The sequence below is a fragment of the Kitasatospora sp. P5_F3 genome (assembly GCF_054049135.1).
This window is the reverse complement of the sequence record NZ_JBFUMY010000070.1, coordinates 1-21,078: the sequence shown is the minus strand read 5'-3', so window position 1 is coordinate 21,078 and position 21,078 is coordinate 1. Positions and strand designations below refer to the sequence as shown.

The 21,078-nt window shown below is 71.9% G+C and carries 14 protein-coding genes and 1 rRNA gene; 10 read left to right on the top strand and 5 right to left on the bottom strand.

The genetic code is table 11. The annotated features are described in order from the left end of the window. The first annotated feature begins 24 nt into the window (after positions 1-24). Positions 25-141 (top strand): 5S ribosomal RNA (gene rrf, locus ACXJMZ_RS29985). A 61-nt stretch (positions 142-202) separates the two neighbouring features. Then, positions 203-1,036 (top strand): phosphatase PAP2 family protein, encoded by an 834-nt coding sequence (locus ACXJMZ_RS29980; RefSeq protein WP_457033166.1) that lies wholly within the window; start codon positions 203-205, stop codon positions 1,034-1,036. A gap of 4 nt (positions 1,037-1,040) precedes the next feature. Here ACXJMZ_RS29980 and ACXJMZ_RS29975 read toward each other — a convergent pair whose 3' ends face one another. The 4 genes from ACXJMZ_RS29975 to ACXJMZ_RS29960 form a co-directional block, all read right to left on the bottom strand. Next, a complete protein-coding gene (locus ACXJMZ_RS29975) occupies positions 1,041-1,742 on the bottom strand; it encodes a response regulator (protein WP_457033165.1) in 702 nt (233 codons plus the stop codon). Between the two features lie 35 nt (positions 1,743-1,777). Then, a complete protein-coding gene (locus tag ACXJMZ_RS29970) occupies positions 1,778-3,421 on the bottom strand; it encodes a sensor histidine kinase (RefSeq protein ID WP_457033164.1) in 1,644 nt (547 codons plus the stop codon). Between the two features lie 181 nt (positions 3,422-3,602). Further along, a complete protein-coding gene (locus ACXJMZ_RS29965) occupies positions 3,603-4,157 on the bottom strand; it encodes an acetate uptake transporter (protein WP_057229475.1) in 555 nt (184 codons plus the stop codon). Positions 4,158-4,448: 291 nt separating this feature from the next. Further along, positions 4,449-6,983, bottom strand: coding sequence for a SpoIIE family protein phosphatase (locus ACXJMZ_RS29960; protein ID WP_457033163.1), 2,535 nt, complete (start codon positions 6,981-6,983; stop codon positions 4,449-4,451). Between the two features lie 542 nt (positions 6,984-7,525). On the opposite strand from ACXJMZ_RS29960, the gene ACXJMZ_RS29955 reads away from it, so the two are divergent. The 8 genes from ACXJMZ_RS29955 to ACXJMZ_RS29920 all read left to right on the top strand — a co-directional run bounded on the left by ACXJMZ_RS29955 (position 7,526) and on the right by ACXJMZ_RS29920 (position 20,124). Next, positions 7,526-12,022, top strand: coding sequence for a HAMP domain-containing protein (locus ACXJMZ_RS29955; protein ID WP_457033167.1), 4,497 nt, complete (start codon positions 7,526-7,528; stop codon positions 12,020-12,022). Positions 12,023-12,270: 248 nt separating this feature from the next. Continuing rightward, on the top strand, positions 12,271-12,891 hold the full coding sequence (locus ACXJMZ_RS29950) for a response regulator (protein ID WP_457033162.1): 621 nt from the start codon (positions 12,271-12,273) through the stop codon (positions 12,889-12,891). A gap of 99 nt (positions 12,892-12,990) precedes the next feature. Then, positions 12,991-15,633: a DNA translocase FtsK gene (locus tag ACXJMZ_RS29945; RefSeq protein WP_457033161.1), complete on the top strand. Its 2,643-nt coding sequence runs from the start codon at positions 12,991-12,993 to the stop codon at positions 15,631-15,633. Between the two features lie 207 nt (positions 15,634-15,840). Further along, positions 15,841-16,701, top strand: coding sequence for a helix-turn-helix domain-containing protein (locus ACXJMZ_RS29940; RefSeq protein WP_457033160.1), 861 nt, complete (start codon positions 15,841-15,843; stop codon positions 16,699-16,701). A 243-nt stretch (positions 16,702-16,944) separates the two neighbouring features. Next, the gene (gene rimO / locus ACXJMZ_RS29935; RefSeq protein WP_057229467.1) at positions 16,945-18,399 is read left to right on the top strand and encodes a 30S ribosomal protein S12 methylthiotransferase RimO; all 1,455 of its coding nucleotides are present in this window, start codon (positions 16,945-16,947) and stop codon (positions 18,397-18,399) included. After that, positions 18,396-19,040, top strand: coding sequence for a CDP-diacylglycerol--glycerol-3-phosphate 3-phosphatidyltransferase (pgsA, locus tag ACXJMZ_RS29930; RefSeq protein WP_457033159.1), 645 nt, complete (start codon positions 18,396-18,398; stop codon positions 19,038-19,040). The genes rimO and pgsA overlap by 4 nt, the downstream gene beginning before the upstream one ends. Next, positions 19,037-19,513 (top strand): CinA family protein, encoded by a 477-nt coding sequence (locus ACXJMZ_RS29925; protein ID WP_457033158.1) that lies wholly within the window; start codon positions 19,037-19,039, stop codon positions 19,511-19,513. The genes pgsA and ACXJMZ_RS29925 overlap by 4 nt, the downstream gene beginning before the upstream one ends. 239 nt (positions 19,514-19,752) lie before the next feature. Next, positions 19,753-20,124 (top strand): helix-turn-helix domain-containing protein, encoded by a 372-nt coding sequence (locus ACXJMZ_RS29920; RefSeq protein WP_057229461.1) that lies wholly within the window; start codon positions 19,753-19,755, stop codon positions 20,122-20,124. Between the two features lie 223 nt (positions 20,125-20,347). On the opposite strand, the gene ACXJMZ_RS29915 is transcribed toward ACXJMZ_RS29920, so the two are convergent. After that, the coding region (locus tag ACXJMZ_RS29915; protein WP_457033157.1) for an Lhr family helicase at positions 20,348-21,078 on the bottom strand (731 nt) is incomplete at its 5' end.

The following is a 21,078-nucleotide window of genomic DNA, read 5'->3' as shown; positions in this document are numbered from 1 at the left end:
TGCGGTCATACAGTTTCATAGTGTTTCGGTGGTCATAGCGTGAGGGAAACGCCCGGTTACATTCCGAACCCGGAAGCTAAGCCTCATAGCGCCGATGGTACTGCAGGGGGGACCCTGTGGGAGAGTAGGACGCCGCCGAACAATCATTCCAAAGAAGCCCCCTCCCGTTCGGGAGGGGGCTTCTTTGCGTTAATCTTCGCGAATGCAGAACCTGACCCTGACCTGGCAGACGGCCGGCGGTACCGCCGTCGCCCTGCTCGGCGCCGCGTACGCGGCCAAGCGGGTGGCGCGGCCGGGAGTGGCGGTGGTCTGTCGTGAGGCGGGGACGCTGTTGGCGCTCTTCACCCTGTGGCAGTTGGTCGGGCACCTGTCGGTGCTGAGCACCGACCACGCGCTCGACCGGGCGGACTGGATCCATCGCACCGAACTGGCCTGGGGGCTGCCCGACGAGGCGGCTCTGCAGCGGTCGGCGCGGGAGCATCCGTGGCTGGTCTCGGGGGCCAACTACTACTACGCGGTGATGCATTTCGGGGTGATGCTCGCGCTGCTGGCGTGGGTGTTCGTCCGGCACCGGGCCCGGTATGCCTGGTTGCGGAACACGGTGGTGCTGACCACGGCGGCCTGTCTGCTGATCCAGTTCCTGCCGGTGGCACCACCGCGGATGCTGCCGGGAAACGGCTTTGTCGACGTGGCGGCGGAGTACGGGCAGTCGGTCTACGGCGGCGCGGTCGGCGGGGTGGTGGCGGATCAGCTCTCCGCGATGCCGTCCGTGCACGTGGCCTGGTGCGTGATCGTTGCCGTCGCGGTGGCCGTCATCGCGCGCGGCCCCTGGCGCTGGTTGGCGATCCTGCACCCGGTGATCACCGTCTATGTGGTCGTGGTGACGGCCAACCACTTCTGGGCCGACGGCCTGGTCGCCGTGGCGCTGCTGCTGATCGTCTACCTGGTCCAGCACGCGGCCTCCGGCTGGCGGCGTACGGAGCAGCCGAACCCCGAACCCGCCCCGGTGCGGGACCGGGCGGGCACGAGGCGCTGAGGAGTTAGGCGCTCTCCGGGGTGAGCCCGGCGCGGGTGGCCAGTAGGGCGGCCTGGACGCGGGTGTCGGCGCCGGTGCGGTCGAGGATGGTGTCGATGACCGTCTTCACCGAGTCGGGGCTGATGCCGAGGCGGAGGGCGATCTCCAGGTTGGGCATGCCGGCGCCGAGCAGGGCGAGGGCTTCGCGCTCGGGTGGGGCGAGGGTGGCGATCCGGCGGTCGGCCTCGGCGCCGGGGTCCTCCGGGTCGACCGGGTCGCCTTCGAGCATGCGTCTGACGACCAGTCCGGTGACGCCGGGGGAGAGCACGGCGTCACCGGCGGCTGCGGCACGTACGGCGCTGATCAGTTCGTGCGGTCCGTCGTCCTTGAGCAGGAAGCCGCTGGCGCCGGAGCGCAGGGCCCGGGTGACGTTCTCCTCCTCGCCGAAGGTGGTGAGCATGACGACGGCGGGCCTGGGGTCGAGCCGGATCAGTTGGTCGATCGCGGCCAGGCCGTCGAGGACGGGCATCCGGATGTCGACCAGGGCCACGTCGACCGGGGTACGGGCGGCCTCGGCGACGGCTTCGGCTCCGTTGGCGGCCTCGGCCACCACCACGATGTCCTCGGCGTGCTGGAGGACCAGGCGCAGACCGGACCGGATGCCTGGCTCGTCGTCGGCCAGGAGTACCCGGATCGGTGTGGTCCGCTCAGCGCTGTCGTCGGTCATGCGCAGCTCCCGGTCGGTCGGTGGTCAGGCGGTGCTCAGGGCGCCAGGGGGGTGGTGAAAGTGGAGATATCGGTCAGAACATCACTTTTGAAACAGTACCGGGTGACCTGCAGCCGGTCGCTCTCCGTGGTCCAGGTGGTGTACGGGTACAGGCAGTCGGTGGTGCCGCCGGGACGGGCCGGTTCGCGCCCGGCGGCGGCGGAGCGGACGGCGGCGCTGTCGGGGCCGACCACCGAGGTGACCTGACTGGTGGTCATCCCGGTGTGCACGGCGCTGACCGGCGGCGGCCCGTCGTAGGGGCGGGTCTGCTGCACCAGGCCGAGACCGAGCAGCAGGACCATGCCGAGCCCGGCCAGTCCGAGGGCGGCCGACACGGTGCTGGCGAGCTGGCGGCGGACCCGTCCGGCGGCTTCCAGCGGGAGGGCGAGCGGGGCGGGGCCGTTCCCCGCGGCCTGTTCGGCGCGGGCGCCGGCGGCGGGTGGGTCGGTGGGGAGGACGGCACGGACCTCGAACTCGCCGCCCGGGACCGGGCCGACGGTCAGTCGGCCGCCGAGGACCGCCACCCGTTCGCGCAGGCCGTCCAGGCCGCGGCCGCTGCCGAGCCCGGTGGTGACGGTCGGCGGGACGGGCGGTGCGCCGTTGATCACCAGGACCTCGACGCTGCCGGGCAGCTTGGCCACCTTCACCTCGACGGTGGCGCCGACCGCGTACCGGTGCACATTGGTGAGCGCCTCCCGGACCACCCGGTTGACGGCCCGTCTGACCTGGGGCCGGACCTCGGTCAGGTCCTCGCCCTGCCAGTCGAACGAGACCGGGATGCCCGCCGCGCGGGACTCCTCGACCAGGGCCAGGATGTCCGCCCTGGTCCCGGTGGCATCGGTGAGCGCGTCCGTACCGGTGTCCCGGCCGAGCGGGCCGAGCACGCCGAGGACTTGGCGCAGCTCGTCCATCGCGTCCCGGCTGGCCTGCCGGAGCTGTTCGGCCTCGCCGCTCAGTTGGGGGGCCTGGCGGTCGAGGGCGAGTTCCAGGCCGCCGGCGTGCAGGGAGATCAGGCTGAGCCGGTGTCCGACCAGGTCGTGCATCTCGGCGGCGATCCTGGACCGCTCCTGGATCCGGGACTCGTTCTCGGCGGAGCGCTTGGCCCGCTCGGCGGCCGCCGTGCGTTCCCGCAGGGCGCCGACCAGTTGGTCCTGCTGCCCGGCGGCGGTGCCGACCAGGCCGGGGATCAGGACCGCGACGACCGCCAGCACCCCGCCCTGGGCGAGTGCGTACTGCCAGCGCCCGCCCTGCCAGTAGTCCAGCCGGACTTCGCTGACCAGCAGCGGGAGCAGCGCGGCGGTGACCAGGACCAGGTCGCGTCGCCMGGGGCGGCCGCCCCGGCGGGAGGTGGTGTAGCTGACGATCGCGGTCAGCATCGCGGCGCTGGGCAGCACGCCGACCAGAACGGCCAGGCCGAGCAGCGCGGCGTCCGGGAACCGGTGCCTGGCAAGTGCGAGGGCGAGCGCCACCGCGCCGAGGATCAGCAGGGTGCTGCGGTCGAAGGTGCCGGAGAGGCCGACGCTGCGGAGCGCCGCGTAGGTGACCACAAGCACCACTCCGCCGACCGTGGCCTCCAGCAGCCAGCGTCCGGGCGCGGAGGTGGCCGGGCGGTCGGCGGGCAGCAACGGTACGAAGCGCATCTCCCGATTGTGCCGGAGTGGAATCCGTTATTCCGATTGGTCGCACCAGCCGATCGGATGACCGGGCTGCTCGGCATCCGGGCTGCCGTCCGGTGCGGAACGCGCCGCAGCCGGGSCGCCCGGKGGGGSGGGSGGCCCGGGCTGCGGTGTTCAGGGGTTCTGAACCGACCTCCGTGGAGGCTTACTTGGTCGGCAGCACCGCCCGGCCCCAGCCGCTCTCGGTGAGCGCGGCGGTGGCCGAGTACCAGGCGGCCAGACCGGCGACGGCGGCCAGCCAGCCGCCCGCCTTGCCGAGGCCCGAGCTGCTGTTCAGCACGCCGAGCGCGCTGAGCACCAGGGAGAGGGTGAACAGGCCGTAGATGAGTCGGCTGAACAGCCCGGAGTTCCAGGCGGCCAGGGTCAGACTCAGTGCGAGCAGGGCCCAGAGCAGCAGGAACAGCCCGGCGGCGTTCTTGCTTGCGCCGCCTGCTGTGGACCAGGTCGCCCAGAAGGCGCCGAGGCCGGTGAAGGCGGTGCCGGTGAAGCCGTCGCCGCTGCGCAGCTGCCAGAGACCGGCGATGAAGAGGGTCAGCCCGCCGACCAGGTGGGCGACTGAGGCGGCGTCCTTGAGGCCGGTGCCGGAGAAGACTCCGGTGCCGAGGATGCCGTACGCGAGAAGGGTCAGACCGAGAGCCAGGTAGCCGAGGTTGCCGGCATCGGCGGATCGGGCGTTCGCCCCGGTAGCTTCGTTGCTCACCGGAGGCTCCTTTCACTCTGGGCGCCGCGAACGCGGCAGGAGTGTGCGTGAAGTGGGTGCGCGTGCCGGCCGTGGGCGCACGGAACCAGGGACGGTCCCACGGTGCGGGCGGCTGCGGCTGAATGATGAACCGGCAGGTCGGAGCTGCCGGTCGGTCCCCTCCGGGGTGTTCCCCGGTGAGATCTGTGTACCCGGCCCGGACGGGCTTGTACCCTTGTGAATCCCACAATTTGTCGGGTCGTCAGATGTGTGGTGACGACTGCTGAACGAGCCTGAGCGGAAGTGCCCGGATCAGCTCTTCCGCTGCTCCGGAATCCGCAGGGTGAGGATGGCCATGTCGTCCGACGGCGGCTCGGCGGCGAACCGCTCGACCGCCCGCTGCACCCGGGCGGAGACCGCGCCGGCGGTCAGGCCGGTGCAGCCGGTGAGCACGGCGGCCAGCCCGTCGTCGCCCAACATCCGCTGGCCCTCCCGGCGTTCGGTGACACCGTCGGTGACGCAGAGCAGGACCTCGCCGGGGTAGAGCGTGAACTGCTCGGCCACCAGCTCGAGTTCGTCCAGTACGCCGAGCAGCGGCTGCGGGGTGGCGGCCGCGTCGACCCGGCCGTCGGTGGTCAGTCGCAGCGGCAGCGGGTGCCCGGCGCAGACCAGCGAGAGCTCGGTGCTGCCGTCCGCCCGGGGCGTCAACTCGCCGTAGAGCAGGGTGAGGAAGCGGCTGCGGGTGCCTTCGTCCAGGATCGCGGTGTTCAGCCGGCCGAGCAGCTGCGGTCCGTCCAGCCCCTCCCGGGCCAGCAGGCGCAGCGCGTGCCGGGCCAGCCCGGTGACGGCGGCGGCCTCCGGGCCGGTGCCGCAGACGTCGCCGATCGCGAAGCCGTAGGTGCCCTCGCGGATCGGGAAGATGTCGTAGAAGTCGCCGCCGACCTCGTTGCCCTCTCCCGCGGCCTGGTAGAAGACCTCCACCTCGACGCCCGGGATCTTCGGCAACTCCGGTGGCAGCAGCGCCCGTTGGAAGGCCTGGCTGGTGGCGGTGCGCTCGGAGTAGAGCCGGGAGTTGTCCAGCGCCAGGGCGGCCCGGCGGGACAGGTCCTCGGCCAGCTCCAGCATCTCCTGGCGGAACCGCATGCCGGTGGAGACACCGAGCACCAGCAGGCCGATCACCCGGTTCCGGGCGGCCAGCGGGAGCACCACGGTCTCGCCGAGCAGCCCGGCCAGCTCCGGACTGTCCGTCAGCCCGCTCTGCCGGGCGGTCTCGACCGGGGCGGTCCAGAACCGGACGCCGTTGTCGGGGCCGGCCTCCGGGGCCGGGGTCTTGTCCAGCAGCGCGCGCAGCTGGTCGATCCGGTCCTCGTCCTGGTGCAGTACGAAGGCCAGCTCGGCCCCGGCGTCGTGGGTGGTGTAGACGGCGCACCAGGAGGCCAGCGTGGGCACCGCCATCTGTGCCATCAGGGCCAGCGTCTGGCCGTGTTCGAGGGTGCCCGCGAGCAGGTCGGAGGCCTCCACCAGGAAGGAGAGCGAGCCGCGCCGGAGCCGCTCCAGCTCGGTCAGCCGGGCGCTCTCCAGGGCGAGCGCGACCCGGTCGGCGGCGAACTGCAGCCGCAGCGCGTCCTCGTTGTCGTACCGTCCCGGCCCGGCGGCGGCCACCCCGAGCGAACCGGTCAGCCGGCCGTCCACCTTGAGCGGGACGGTGATCAGTGAGCGCAGCCCCGAACCGGCCAGCAGCGGTGCGACGTTGGGCCGTACCGCGAGGTCCTCGTGCACGGCCGGCAGCCGGGCCGAGTCGTACCGCCCGGCCCCGGAGTCGACCGGGATCGGCGCGTGCCGGCGGCTCGCGCCGGGCAGGCCGGTGGCGGCCCGCAGCTCGAACTCGGTCTCGTCGTCGGTGGTGAGCAGCAGGTATGCGGCGTCCGCGTCCAGCAGGTCGCGGGCCCGCTCGACGATCCGCTGCAGCAGGCCGCCCAGGTCGTCCGGGCCGAGCGGCCCGACCAGCAGGTCGAGCGGCTCGATGCCGGCCGGGGCGTCGGAGCCGGTGGCGGGGGAGCGGAGCACCGCCCGGTCGCTCTCGTGCACCAGCAGGCAGAGCGTGGACGGGACGCCGTGGGTGTCCCTGACCCGGACCTGCACCGCGTACACCTCGGGCTGGCCGTCCAGCCGGAGCGAGTAGCCGCCCTCCCAGCGGGCCAGCCGGAGCGTCTCGGCCAGCTCGGGGCCGTCCGGCGGCCAGAGCACGTACGTGGACCAGGGCCGGCCGACCGCCTGCTCGGCGGGGAGCCCGAGCAGCGCCTCGGCGTCCTGGTTCCAGGCGCTGACCAGGCCCTGCTCGTCGACCTGGACCACGGCCACCAGGACCGGGCCGTCGGCGCCCGGGAGTTCGCTGCCGGGCAGGGCGGGCAGCGCGTACCGGGTGCCGATGATGTGTTCGGGGAGGGCGAGGCGGAACCAGACGGTCTTCTGCCCGGCGGAGTACTCGACGCCCCAACAGCTGGAGATTGCCGAGCACATCAGCAGGCCCCGGCCGCCCTCGCCGTCCGGGTCGCCGTAGTGTTCGGAGCTCTGGGCGGGGACGTTGGCGAACTTGGGCAGGCCGCGCTCGGGGTGACGGTCCGTCACCTCGATCCGGATCGTCTCCTCCTCGCGCAGGCAGCACACCTCGGCAGCCGTCCCGGCGTGCACGACGGCGTTCGTGACCAGCTCGCTGACCAGCACCACGGCGTCGTCGACCACCTCGGGCAGCCCCCAGCCGAGCAGCGCGTCGCGGACGAAACCGCGCGCCGCGGCGGCCGACCTGCCGACCGGCTCGAAGGTGGCGGCTGCGCGCGCGGTGACCACGTGCCACTTCTCCCATCAGATCCGATAGCCCCGACCCGGTCGGATCTGCCCTTGGGTCGGGCGTCCCGGGGTCGGTGCAGCGTCCCACCCTACTTTCCGGCGGCGCCTCCGTGGGCCCGGTGGGCGGAAAGAAGCACCTGCGGGTGATTCCGGCCACCCGGCTGACCGGGGACCGGCCTGCTCCGGGGGGTTGCTTTGCGCTGGGCGGGTGCAGACCCTGTGCAACGGGACGGACACCCGGCGGCGGTCCTGTCAGACTGGGGGGTCCGCAGCACCCGGCCGAAGGGTTACGGTCGAGGTGCGCCGGCGTCCGCCCCGAGTGCGGCGGGTCGGTGGTCACCCTGAAGGGGGTGGCGTGGAGACGGTCACAATCTGGGAGGGCCTCGTTGAGTTCGGCCACCAAGGACGTACCCGGTACCACCCCGACGGTCGCCCGCCAGGGCAGCCGTCCGACGGTGCGGGCCGCCTCGGGGCGGCGTCCGAACCACAACCGGGGGGCCGAGCCCGCCGATCTGCGCAAGCTGCTCGGTGCGCTGACCGCGATGCGGGACGGCAACTTCCGGCGGCGGCTGACGGTGCCCGGCGACGGCGCGCTGGCCGAGATCGCGGCGGTCTTCAACGAGGTGGCCGAGCGCAACCAGCACCTGACCGGTGAACTGGCCCGGGTCCGGCGGGCGGTGGGCCGGGAGGGGCGGCTCTCCGAGCGGCTGGAGAGCGGGGTCGGCGAGGGCGCCTGGATGGCGGCGGTCGACAACTGCAACGCGCTGATCGACGACCTGGCCCGCCCGATGGCCGAGGTCGGCCGGGTGCTCACCTCGATCTCCGAGGGTGACCTGGACCAGCGGATGGAGCTGCGCTCGGTCCACACCAACGGGGCCAGCCACCCGCTGCGCGGCGAGTTCCTCAAGGTCGGCCGGACGGTGAACGGGCTGGTGGACCAGCTCTCCGAGTTCACCGACGAGGTGACCCGGGTGGCCATCGAGGTGGGCACCGAGGGCAAGCTCGGCGGTCAGGCCAGGGTGCGCGGTGCGACCGGCAGTTGGAAGGACCTGGCCGACTCGGTCAACACCATGGCCGGCCGGCTGACCGCCCAGGTGCGCAACATCGCCGAGGTGACCACGGCGGTGGCCAAGGGTGACCTCTCGCACAAGGTCACGGTGGACGTGGCCGGCGAGATGCTGGAGCTGAAGAACACCGTCAACACGATGGTGGACCAGCTCAACGGCTTCTCCGCCCAGGTGACCCGGGTCGCCCGCGAGGTGGGCACCGAGGGTCGGCTCGGCGGTCAGGCCCAGGTGCCGGGTGTGGCCGGGGTCTGGCGTGACCTCACCGACTCGGTGAACTTCATGGCCAACAACCTGACCGCCCAGGTGCGCAACATCGCCGAGGTGACCACGGCGGTGGCCAAGGGCGACCTGTCGCGCAAGATCGAGGTCGACGCCCGGGGCGAGATCCTGGAGCTGAAGAACACCATCAACACGATGGTGGACCAGCTCTCCGGCTTCGCCGAGCAGGTCACCCGGGTGGCCCGCGCGGTGGGGACCGAGGGCATCCTCGGCGGCCAGGCCCAGGTGCCCGGCGTGGCCGGGGTCTGGAAGGACCTGACCGAGAACGTCAACTCGATGGCCAACAACCTGACTTCGCAGGTCCGCAACATCGCTCAGGTGACCACCGCGGTCGCCAAGGGCGACCTGTCGCAGAAGATCAAGGTCGATGCGCGCGGCGAGATCCTGGAGCTGAAGAACACCATCAACACGATGGTGGACCAGCTCGGCGCCTTCGCCGACGAGGTGACCCGGGTGGCCCGGGACGTCGGCACCGAGGGCATCCTCGGCGGCCAGGCCAGCGTGCCCGGAGTCTCCGGGACCTGGAAGGACCTGACCAACAGCGTCAACCTGATGGCCAACAACCTGACCTCGCAGGTCCGCAACATCGCCGAGGTGACCACCGCCGTGGCGCGCGGCGACGTCTCCAAGAAGATCACCGTCGACGCCCGCGGTGAGATCCGCGAACTGGTGCTCACCGTCAACACCATGGTCGACCAGCTGTCCGCGTTCGCGGACGAGGTGACCCGGGTGGCCCGCGAGGTCGGCACCGAGGGCATCCTCGGCGGCCAGGCCCGGGTGAGCGGGGTCTCCGGAATCTGGCGGGACCTGACCGACAACGTCAACTTCATGGCCTCCAACCTGACTTCACAGGTCCGGAACATCGCCGAGGTCGCCACGGCGGTGGCCCGGGGTGACCTGTCGAAGAAGATCACCATCGAGGCGCAGGGCGAAGTCGCCGCCCTGGCAGGCACCTTGAACACCATGGTCGACCAGCTGTCCGCGTTCGCCGTCGAGGTGACCCGGGTGGCCCGCGAGGTGGGCACCGACGGCATCCTGGGCGGCCAGGCCGGTGTGCCGGGCGTGGCCGGCATCTGGAAGGACCTGACCGACAACGTCAACCAGATGGCCAACAACCTGACCGGACAGGTCCGGAACATCGCCCTGGTGATCACCGCCGTCGCGCGCGGCGACCTGTCCCAGAAGATCGACGTGGACGCCCGGGGCGAGATCCTCGAACTCAAGACCAGCATCAACATCATGGTGGACCAGCTCGGCGCCTTCGCGGACGAGGTGACCCGGGTCGCCCGCGAGGTCGGCACCGACGGCCGGCTCGGCGGCCAGGCCCGGGTGCCCGGCGTGGACGGCACCTGGCAGGACCTCACCGTCTCGGTGAACGAACTCGCCGACAACCTGACCCGCCAGGTCCGCGCGATCGCCCAGGTGGCCACCGCGGTGACCCGCGGCGACCTCAGTCTGCGGATCGACGTGGACGCGTCCGGAGAGCTCGACGAGCTCAAGGACAACATCAACCAGATGATCGCCAACCTGCGCGAGACCACCAGGACCAACCAGGAACAGGACTGGCTGAAGACCAACCTGGCCCGGATCTCCGGTCTGCTGCAGGGTCGCCGCGACCTGGAGGCGGTCGCCGCGCTGATCATGACCGAGCTCACCCCGGTGGTCTCGGCCCAGCACGGCGCCTTCTTCCTGGCCCAGCCGGCCGGCCGGACCGCCGAGCTGATCACCGAGGACGACGACGAGAACGACACCGTGCTGCGCCTGATCGGCAGTTACGGCTACCAGCGCCGCTCGATGCCCACCACCTTCCGCCCCGGCGAGGGCCTGGTCGGCCAGGCCGCGGTGGAGAAGCGCTCGATCATGCTCAAGGAGACCCCGCCCGGCTACCTGAAGATCGCCTCCGGCCTGGGCGAGGCCAGCCCGGCCCATGTGGTGGTCCTGCCGGTGCTGTTCGAGGGCCGGCTGCTCGGCGTGATCGAGCTGGCCACCTTCTCCTCCTTCACCACCGTCGCCATCGACTTCCTGAACCAGATCGCCGACCTGATCGGCGTCACCGTCAACACCATCAGCGTCAACACCAAGACCGAGGGCCTGCTGCTGGAGTCCCAGCGGCTCACCGCCGAACTCTCCATGCGCTCCGCCGAGTTGGAGGCCCGCCAGGAGGAGCTGGAGCGGACCAACGAGGAGCTCCAGGAGAAGGCCGAGCAACTCGCCCAGCAGAACCGGGACATCGAGATCAAGAACAGCGAGATCGAGGAGGCCCGGCAGGTCCTGGAGGAGCGCGCCGAGCAGCTCGCGCTGGCCTCGCGCTACAAGAGCGAGTTCCTCGCCAACATGTCGCACGAGCTGCGGACCCCGCTCAACTCGCTGCTGATCCTGGCCAAGCTGCTCTCCGACAACAACGAGGGCAACCTCTCCTCCAAGCAGGTCGAGTTCGCCGAGACCATCCACGGCGCCGGCTCCGACCTGCTCCAGCTGATCAACGACATCCTCGACCTGTCCAAGGTCGAGGCGGGCAAGATGGACGTCCGCCCGGCCAAGATCGCGCTGGTCCAGCTGGTCGACTACGTCGAGGCGGCGTTCCGCCCGCTCACCGCGGACAAGAACCTGGACTTCGCGGTGGTGGTCTCGCCCGACCTGCCGGTCACCCTGCACACCGACGAGCAGCGGCTCCAGCAGGTGCTGCGCAACCTGCTCTCGAACGCGGTCAAGTTCACCGACAGCGGCGCGGTCGAGCTGCGGATCCGCCGGGCCGACGGCGCCGTCCCGCAGCACGTCAGGGAACAGCTGCTGGAGAACGGCGTGATCAGCGACCCGGACGAGCCGCTGATCGCCTTCTCGGTCTCCGACACCGGGATCGGCATCCCCGGCAACAAGCTCCGGGAGATCTTCGAGGCCTTCAAGCAGGCGGACGGCGGCACCAGCCGAAAGTACGGCGGCACGGGCCTGGGGCTCTCGATCAGCCGGGAGATCGCCCGGCTGCTCGGCGGCGAGATCCACGCCGAGAGCGAGCTCGGCGAGGGCTCCACCTTCACCCTCTACCTGCCGCTGCGCAGCGAGGCGCCGGACGCCGCCGGCCAGGACCGGCAGCTGCAGCCGGTCCGCGCCACCATCGCGGTCACCCCGGTCGGCACGCCCGTCCCGATCGGTGAGAACCCCGCCGAGCACTGGGCCCAGGAGGTCCGCGAGCTGGCCGAGGTCCGCCGCCGCGGCGCGGCCGAACGCCGCCGCGCCGCCGCCCAGGAGCCGGACCCGACGCCCCGTCAGGAGCCGTCCGCCACCGTGCCCGCACAGTTCCAGGGCCGGTTCGCCGGTGAGCAGGTGCTGATCGTGGACGACGACATCCGCAACGTCTTCGCGCTCACCAGCGTGCTGGAGCAGTACGGCCTGACCGTGCTGTACGCGGAGAACGGCCGCGAGGGCATCGAGGTGCTGGAGCAGCACGAGGACGTGGCACTGGTGCTGATGGACATCATGATGCCGGAGATGGACGGCTACGCGACCACTGAGGCGATCCGCCGGATGCCGCAGTACGCCGGGCTGCCGATCATCGCGCTCACCGCCAAGGCGATGAAGGGCGACAAGGAGAAGAGCCTGGAGGCAGGCGCGACCGACCATGTCACCAAACCGGTCGAGACCGATCACCTGCTGGCGGTGATGCGCCACTGGCTGCCGTCCGCCAAGGGCAGGTAACCGCCGGGGCCGCGCTCTCCCGCCGCACTGGCGGGTTCGGACGGGAACCGGGTAAGGTCGCGCATCGTTGCGAACAGTGACCGAACGGTGACGTGGTGCTCCGGCGCTGCTGTGTGCTTCGGCACTGTCGCGCTGCCGATCGCCGGGAGCGACGTGGCGGGCGAGGGGGTGCGGCTAGCATGACCGGGGCAGTGGTGGGCGGCGCGAAGGCGGCCGCCATCGGCAGACAACCGGCAGGAGGGCGGGTCGTGGTGCAGAAAGCGAAGATCCTCCTGGTCGACGACCGGCCGGAGAACCTGCTGGCGCTGGAGGCGATCCTCTCGGCGCTGGATCAGACGCTGGTCCGGGCCGCGTCCGGTGAGGAGGCGCTGAAGGCGCTGCTCACCGACGACTTCGCGGTGATCCTGCTGGACGTCCAGATGCCCGGCATGGACGGCTTCGAGACCGCCTCGCACATCAAGCGCCGGGAGCGGACGCGGGACATCCCGATCATCTTCCTGACCGCGATCAACCACGGCCCGCACCACACTTTCCGCGGCTACGCGGCCGGCGCGGTCGACTACATCTCCAAGCCCTTCGACCCCTGGGTGCTGCGGGCCAAGGTCTCGGTCTTCGTCGACCTGTACGTGAAGAACTGCCAGCTCAAGGAGCAGGCCGCGCTGCTCCGGCTCCAGCTGGAGGCCGGCGAGACGCCGGTGCTCGGCGAACTCTCCGCCCGGCTCGCCGCGGTGGAGGAGCAGGCGGAGGCGCTGGTCAAGCAGCTGGACGGCTCGGCCGACACCGCGGCGGCCGCCACGGCGGTGCACCTGGAGCGGAAGCTCGCGGGGCTGCGGAAGGCACTTGACGCGCTGCGTCCCGGCTCTGCGTAAGGTGCGCTGTCCCTGCTGAAGGGGCGTGCGCAAAAGGTTATGCGCCCTGAGTGTGCGTCACATGCCCGGTGAGCGTGGGCCCCGGTAGGGTGCTGTCCCATGGCCACACGTACGCCCGGCGCTGCGGCGCGCAACCCGAAGCCCGGGCCGGCCAAGAAGGCTCCGGCCAAGAAGGCGCCCGCGAAGAAGGCAGTTGCCAAGAAGGCGGCGGCGCCCGCTGCGAAGAAGGCGGCGGCCAAGCCGCCCGTCGCTCCGTCGCCCCCGCCGAGGCCGATACTCTTCCGCGCCGTACGCGCCGTCTGGCTGGGCCTGGCGCACGCCGTCGGCGCCCTGTTCCGCGGCTTCGGTGACGGTGCGAAGAACCTGCCGTCGGCGCACCGCAAGGACGGCGTCGCGCTGCTGCTGCTGGCGCTCGCGCTGGTGACCGCCGCCGGGACGTGGTTCAGCCCGCAGGGGTGGCTCGGCGAGGCGGCGACCGCCGTGGTGTCGGGGCTGTTCGGACGGGTCGACGTACTGGTCCCGTTCCTGTTGGCCGCGATCGCCGTCCGGCTGATGCGGCACCCCGAACTCCCGGAGGCCAACGGCCGGATCGCGGTCGGGCTGAGCGCGCTGGTGGTCGGGGTGCTCGGGCTGGTGCACATCGGCTGCGGCGCACCGAGCATGGGCAGCGGGGCAACCCGGATAAGGTCGGCCGGCGGGATCGTCGGCTGGGCCGCGTCCACGCCGATGATGGCCGCCGCCGGGCCGCCGCTGGCGGTGCCGTTGCTGCTGCTGGTCGCCTTCTTCGGTCTGCTGGTGGTGACCGCGACACCGGTCAACAAGATCCCCGAGCGGCTGCGCGGTCTGGGCCAGAAGCTCGGCGTGGTCGAGGGCCCCGAGGACCCGGACAGCCCGGAGCACGAGCGCGAGTACTCCACCGCGCCGCCCGAGGACGCCGACCCGGACGCGCTGCCGTACACCGTGGAGACCCCCGAGGACGAGATCGGCGCTCGGCGCCGCCGTCGGCGCAGGAAGGCCGACGAGCCCGCGTCGGAGCCGCTGACGGAGGATCAGGACCCGTACCAGACCAGGGACATCGCGGCCGGGGTGGCCGCCGACCTGGACGGTGCGCTGCTCTACGGCGTGCCAGCCTCCCCGGCGGTGGCGAGCATGCTGCACCAGGTCAAGGACAACACCGCCCCGCCCGAGGAGCCGGCCGTTCCGGCCGCCCGGGCCTCCGACGCCCCGGACGGCCACGGAGAGGCCCCGGCGCGGATGGAGCAGCTCCAGCTCGGCGGGTCCGGCGGCTACGCGCTGCCCTCGCTGGACCTGCTGGAACGCGGCGCTCCCGGCAAGGCCCGCAGCGCGCTGAACGACGAGGTGGTGGCGCAGCTCAGCGGGGTGTTCTCGGAGTTCAAGGTGGACGCCAAGGTCACCGGCTTCACCCGGGGCCCGACGGTGACCCGGTACGAGGTCGAGCTCGGTCCGGCCGTCAAGGTGGAGCGGATCACCGCGCTGGCCAAGAACATCGCCTACGCGGTGGCCAGTGCGGACGTCCGGATCATCAGCCCGATCCCCGGCAAGTCGGCGGTCGGCGTGGAGATCCCGAACCGGGACCGCGAGATGGTCAACCTGGGCGACCTGCTGCGTTCGCGCACCGCCGCCGAGGACATGCACCCGCTGATGGTCGGCATGGGCAAGGACGTCGAGGGCCACACCGTGATGGCCAACCTGGCGAAGATGCCGCACATCCTGGTCGCCGGTGCCACCGGCGCGGGCAAGTCCTCCTGCATCAACTGCCTGATCACCTCGGTGCTGGTGCGCTCCACCCCGGACGAGGTGCGGATGGTGCTGGTCGACCCCAAGCGGGTCGAGCTGACCGCGTACGAGGGCATCCCGCACCTGATCACGCCGATCATCACCAACCCGAAGAAGGCCGCCGAGGCGCTGCAGTGGGTCGTGCGCGAGATGGACATGCGCTACGACGACCTGGCGGCCTTCGGCTTCCGGCACGTGGACGACTTCAACGCGGCCGTCCGGGCCGGCACCCTGAAGCCGCCGCTGGGCAGCGAGCGGGAGCTGACGCCCTATCCGTACCTGCTGGTGATCGTCGACGAGCTGGCGGACCTGATGATGGTCGCCCCGCGCGACGTCGAGGACTCGGTGGTCCGGATCACCCAGCTGGCCCGGGCGGCCGGTATCCACCTGGTGCTGGCCACCCAGCGGCCCTCGGTGGACGTGGTGACCGGTCTGATCAAGGCCAACGTGCCGTCCCGGCTGGCCTTCGCGACCTCCGCGATGATGGACTCCCGGGTCATCCTGGACCAGCCGGGCGCGGAGAAGCTGATCGGCAAGGGCGACGCGCTGTTCCTGCCGATGGGGGCCTCCAAGCCGGTCCGGATGCAGGGCGCCTTCGTCACCGAGGCGGAGATCGCCCGGGTGGTCCAGCACTGCAAGGACCAGCTGACGGCCCGTTACCGCGAGGACGTGGTGGTCGGCGGCGGCCCGAAGAAGGAGGTCGACGAGGAGATCGGCGACGACCTCGACCTGCTGATCCAGGCGGCCGAGCTGGTGGTCTCCACCCAGTTCGGCTCCACCTCGATGCTGCAGCGCAAGCTGCGGGTAGGTTTCGCCAAGGCGGGCCGCCTGATGGACCTGATGGAGTCGCGTGGCATCGTCGGCCCGAGCGAGGGTTCGAAGGCCAGGGACGTGCTGATCACGCCCGACGAACTCGACGCCGTCCTGATCACCCTCCGCGGGTGACCTGGGCCCCTCCTCACTCGTTCGGAGGAGGGGAACCATCGGCCGAACGGGTACGTCCCACCGTGCGCGGCACTCCGATCCGGCTGACCCGGTGTCAGGGCGGGTGGGTGGTGCCGCACGTTCGGGCCTACTCCGCTTGAGAAAGCCTCCCGGCCCACCCCTAGACTGTCTTCTCAGCAGGTGGCCAACGCTCGAAAGGCGCGCCCAGTGACCATCGGCAAGTCCTCGCCCCGCGACAACCGCCGATCCTCCGTACCCGACTCCCAGGCCGCAGCCCCGGCCGCGCCGGAGCCGGTCGTCGAGCTGCCCGCGATCGGCCGGGTGCTGGCCGACGCCCGCCGGCAGACCGGGCTGACGATCGATCAGGTCAGCGCCGACACCCGGGTCCGGGTGCCGATCCTGCACGCCATCGAGGAGGACGACTACTCCCGCTGCGGTGGCGACTTCTACGCCCGGGGCCACATCCGGGCGTTCGCCAAGGCAGTCGGGGTGGACGGCGAGGCGCTGGTCGCCCAGTACGACGCCGCGCACGGCGGCGCCCCGTCCGCGCAGCGGCCCACCCAGCTGCTGGACACCGGCCCGATCAAGGTCACCGACCACCGCCGTCCGAACTGGACGGGCGCCATGGTGGCCGCGATCGTCGCGGTGGTCGCGCTGATCGGCTTCAACCTGTTCTCCGACGAGAAGACCGCCACCACCGCGGGCTCGGCCAGCGCCCCGCTGCCCAGCCCCTCGGCGTCGGCCTCGCCCTCGGTGCAGCCCCCGGCGCCCGCGCCGAGCGTCCAGGCGATCGCGGCCGCCCCCGCCGACAAGGTCACCGTCAAGCTGGTCGCCGAGGGCGGCACCAGCTGGGTCACCGCGACGGACGGCGCCGGGAAGTCGTTGTTCCAGAACAACCTGGAGCAGGGCGAGGCCCAGACCTTCACCGACCCCAAGCAGGTCAAGCTGGTGATCGGCAACGCCGGTGCTGTGCACGTGTACGTCAACGGCAAGGACCTCGGCCCGGCCGGCCAGGACGGTCAGGTCAAGCACCTGACCTACACCCCGGGCGACCCGCAAGCAGGCTGAGGCCCTACGTCGGTTGGGGGGGCGGCGTCGCGGCGCCGGGGCACGCACCTCGCCGGCTTCTCGTCGGTCGCCGATGCTCCGCATGGACTCCCTCCTCGGCACCGCCGAGGCACGCACCCCACCACCGCTCCTTCACCCGCCCCCCAACCGACGTAGGGCCTCTTCACAACAATCCGCCCTTGATCCAAGGCGCGCGGACTCCGGGGCGAACGGCACCGGGGGCCGCGCGTTAACCTTGTCCCTATGCCTGAACGCCGTACTGTCGCCCTTGTCACGCTCGGATGCGCCCGCAACGAGGTGGACTCCGAGGAACTCGCCGGGCGACTGGAGGCGGACGGCTGGCTGCTGGTCGAGGATGCCGCCGACGCCGACGTCGCCGTCGTCAACACCTGCGGGTTCGTCGAAGCCGCCAAGAAGGACTCCGTCGACGCCCTGCTGGAGGCCAACGACCTCAAGGGTCACGGCCGGACCCAGGCCGTGGTCGCGGTCGGCTGCATGGCCGAGCGCTACGGCAAGGAGCTCGCCGACGCGCTGCCCGAGGCGGACGGGGTGCTCGGTTTCGACGACTACACCGACATCTCCAGCCGGCTGCAGACCATCCTGTCCGGTGGCAACATCGAGGCCCACAAGCCCCGCGACCGCCGCACGCTGCTCCCGCTCACCCCGGTCGCGCGGCAGGCCGCCGCCGCCGAGGTGGCGCTGCCGGGCCACGGCACCCCCGCCGACCTGCCCGAGGGCGTCGCTCCGGCGTCGGGCCCGCGCACCCTGCGCAAGCGGCTGGACGACAGCCCGGTCGCCTCGGTCAAGCTGGCCTCCGGCTGCGACCGCCGATGTTCGTTCTGCGCGATCCCGGCCTTCCGCGGCTCGTTCATCTCCCGCCGCCCCTCCGACGTGCTGGGCGAGGCCCAGTGGCTGGCCGAGCAGGGCGTCACCGAGGCGGTGCTGGTCAGCGAGAACAACACCTCGTACGGCAAGGACCTCGGCGACATCCGCCTGCTGGAGACCCTGCTGAGCGAGATCGCCGCCGTGGACGGCATCCGCCGGGTCCGGGTCAGCTACCTGCAGCCCGCCGAGATGCGCCCCGGCCTGATCGACGTGATGACCACCACCCCCGGGGTGGTGCCGTACTTCGACCTGTCCTTCCAGCACTCGGCCCCGGCCGTGCTGCGGAAGATGCGCCGCTTCGGCAACACCGAGCAGTTCCTCGAGCTGCTCGCCACCATCCGCTCCAAGGCCCCGCAGGCCGGTGCCCGGTCCAACTTCATCGTCGGCTTCCCCGGCGAGAGCGAGCAGGACTTCGCCGAGCTGGAGCGCTTCGTCACCGAGGCCGGTCTGGACGCGATCGGCGTCTTCGGGTACTCCGACGAGGACGGCACCGAGGCCGCCACCTTCGACGGCAAGCTGTCCGAGGACGTGGTCGCGGACCGGCTGGCCAGGCTCACCAAGCTGGCCGAGGAGATCACCGCGCAGCGCGCCGAGCAGCGGATCGGCACCGAGGTCGAGGTGCTGGTCGAGTCGGTCGAGGACGGCGTGGTCGAGGGCCGGGCGGCCCACCAGGCCCCGGAGACCGACGGTCTGACCACCCTGCTGGGCGCCGACGACGCCGAGATCGGCCAGTACTACCGGGCCACCGTGGTCGGCACCGAGGGTGTCGACCTGGTGGCCGAGGCGCTGGAGCGCGTGGGGGTCGAGGCATGACCAGAGGGCCAGGCGCCTCCGCCCCGGCCCAGCCGACGGGGGCCGCAGCCACGCCGCCCGTCCCCTCCCTGTGGAACATCGCCAACGTGCTGACCATGATCCGGCTGCTGCTGGTCCCGGTCTTCGTGCTGCTGCTGTTCGCCGACGGGGGTCACGACCCCAAGTGGCGTGCGGTGGCCTGGGCCTCGTTCGCGGTCGCGATGATCACCGACGTGTTCGACGGTGAGCTGGCCCGGCGCAAGGGCCTGGTCACCGACTTCGGGAAGATCGCCGACCCGATCGCCGACAAGGCCATCATGGGCGCCGCCCTGATCAGCCTCTCGATCCTCGGCGACCTGCCCTGGTGGGTCACCGTGGTGATCCTGGCCCGTGAGCTCGGCGTCACCCTGATGCGCTTCTGGGTGATCCGCTACGGCGTCATCCCGGCCAGCCGGGGCGGCAAGCTCAAGACCCTCACCCAGGGCATCGCGGTCGGCCTGTACGTGCTGGAGCTGACCGGCTGGCTGGCCACCCTGCGGGCCCTGGTGATGGCCCTGGCGGTGGTGCTCACCGTCGGCACCGGCCTGGACTACGTCCGGCAGGCGATCGTGCTGCGCCGGGCCGGGCAGACCGACCAGACCGGGCGGGCCGGGGCGAAGTGACCGACCGTCAGCTCGCCGCCGACCTGCACTGGGCGCTCCGCGACCGGGGTGCCACGCTGGCCGTCGCAGAGTCGCTGACCGGCGGCCTGCTCTCGGCCGCCCTGGTCGACGTCCCCGGCGCCTCCGCGAGCTACCGGGGCGGCGTGACGGCGTACGCCACCGAGCTCAAGGCCGAGCTGCTGGGCGTGGACGAGGGCCTGCTCGCCGTGCACGGCCCGGTGCACCCCCTGGTGGCCCGTCAGATGGCCGACGGCGTCCGCAGGCTGCTCCGCGCCGACTACGGCCTGGCGACCACCGGTGTGGCCGGTCCGGAGGAGCAGGACGGCCGCCCGGTCGGCACCGTCCACCTCGGCTGGTCCGGACCCGACGGAGCCGGGACGGATTCGCTCAACTTGTCAGGAACACGTGAAACAATCCGGCAGGACACCGTACGGGCGGCCCTACGGCTGATGCTGGATCGCGTAGCGCGTTGAGGCCGTCCCGTGCAGGGCTTTCCCGAAAAGCCGTTGAACCACCCGGTACCGCAGCAGGATCGTGTTACATCGGATACCCCGAATGGGCAGTAGTCAGGTAGTCGAGCGGGGAACAATCAGGGGAGGGGGCAGCATTGCAGCCCAGAGTGAACACGACCATGGTCCCCGCACGCGATGCGGACAAGGCGGTACGGTGGGGGCGTGACATCTCGATCCGCAGTCCGAGGAGGGAGGCACCGATGATCCTGCTCCGTCGCCTACTGGGCGATGTACTGCGTCGGCAGCGCCAACGCCAGGGCCGCACACTTCGCGAGGTGTCGGCAGCCGCCAGGGTTTCGCTCGGTTACCTCTCCGAGGTCGAGCGAGGGCAGAAGGAGGCCTCCTCCGAGCTGCTCTCCGCGATCTGCGACGCGCTGGACGTCCGGATGTCCGAGGTGATGCGCGAGGTCAGCGACGAGCTGTCGCTCGCCGAACTTGCGGCGATGGCCACTCTCTCGGAGGGTGAGCTGCTGAGGCCGGTACTCGAACCGGTTCAGCTGCCGGCTCCCGGTGTCGACCGGATGAGCTCCATCTCGCCCAAGGCCGCCGCCGTGGACGTGGTGGCAGCCTGACCCCCGGCCTCCGATCTGGAGGCTGCGATGCAGAACGTACGGTCCGCGCGGGCCACTGCCAGACGGTGGTGGCCCGCCGCGCTGTTCGGCGCCCTGTGCCTGGCCGCCCTGCTGGGCACCGGCCTCGGGGCCGGGCGGGCCGCCCTGGGCCTGCTGGCAGGCGGCTGGAGCCTCAGCCTGATCCCGATCCACAGCAGCCACCACCGCCGGGCCCCCGCGCCGCTCACCCCCGAAGCCGGAACCCCCGCGGTGTCGGATGGAAGCCCGCCTCCTCCAGCACCGCCCCCAGCGGGGCCGTCAACGCCGCTTCCCCGTTGACCCGTTCGACGGTGACGCTGCTGCCCAGCGCCCCGCCCCGGACGGCGTCCGCGAGGGCCGCCACCGCCACCGGCTGCTCCGTCCAGGCCAGCAGCGACTTGCCGCCCCGCTCCACGTACAGCGCGGGCTCGCCGTCCACCAGCACCACCAGCGCCCCCGCCTTCCGGCCGGGACGGTGCTGCTGGGCGGCGGGCGGCAGTTCGGGCCAGGGCAGCGCGGCCCCGTACGCGTTCGCCGGGTCGGCCGCCGCCAGGACCAGCGTCTGGGCCGCCTCGGCGGCCGGTGCGGGCGCCCAGGCCGCCTCGCCCGCGCGCTCCAGCCGTGCGCTGACCGACCGCAGCCGGTCGGCGGCCCCGTCCATCGCGAACTGCGCGCCGCCGAGACCCTCCACGAAGTAGCCCCGGCGGGCCCGGCCGCGCTCCTCGAAGGCGCTCAGCACCCGGTAGACCCCGGCGAAGCCGCCCGGCACCCGCTCCGCGGCCACCGCGCCCCTGGTCAGCACGCCGTGCCGGTCCAGCAGGGTCTGCGCCTGTGCGGTGCCCCGCAGGGTCGGCTCGGCGGCCGGCTCGGGCAGCAGCGACCACCGCCCGACCACCGTCGGCGAGCCGGCCCGGGCGGCCGGCCTGGCCATCGCGC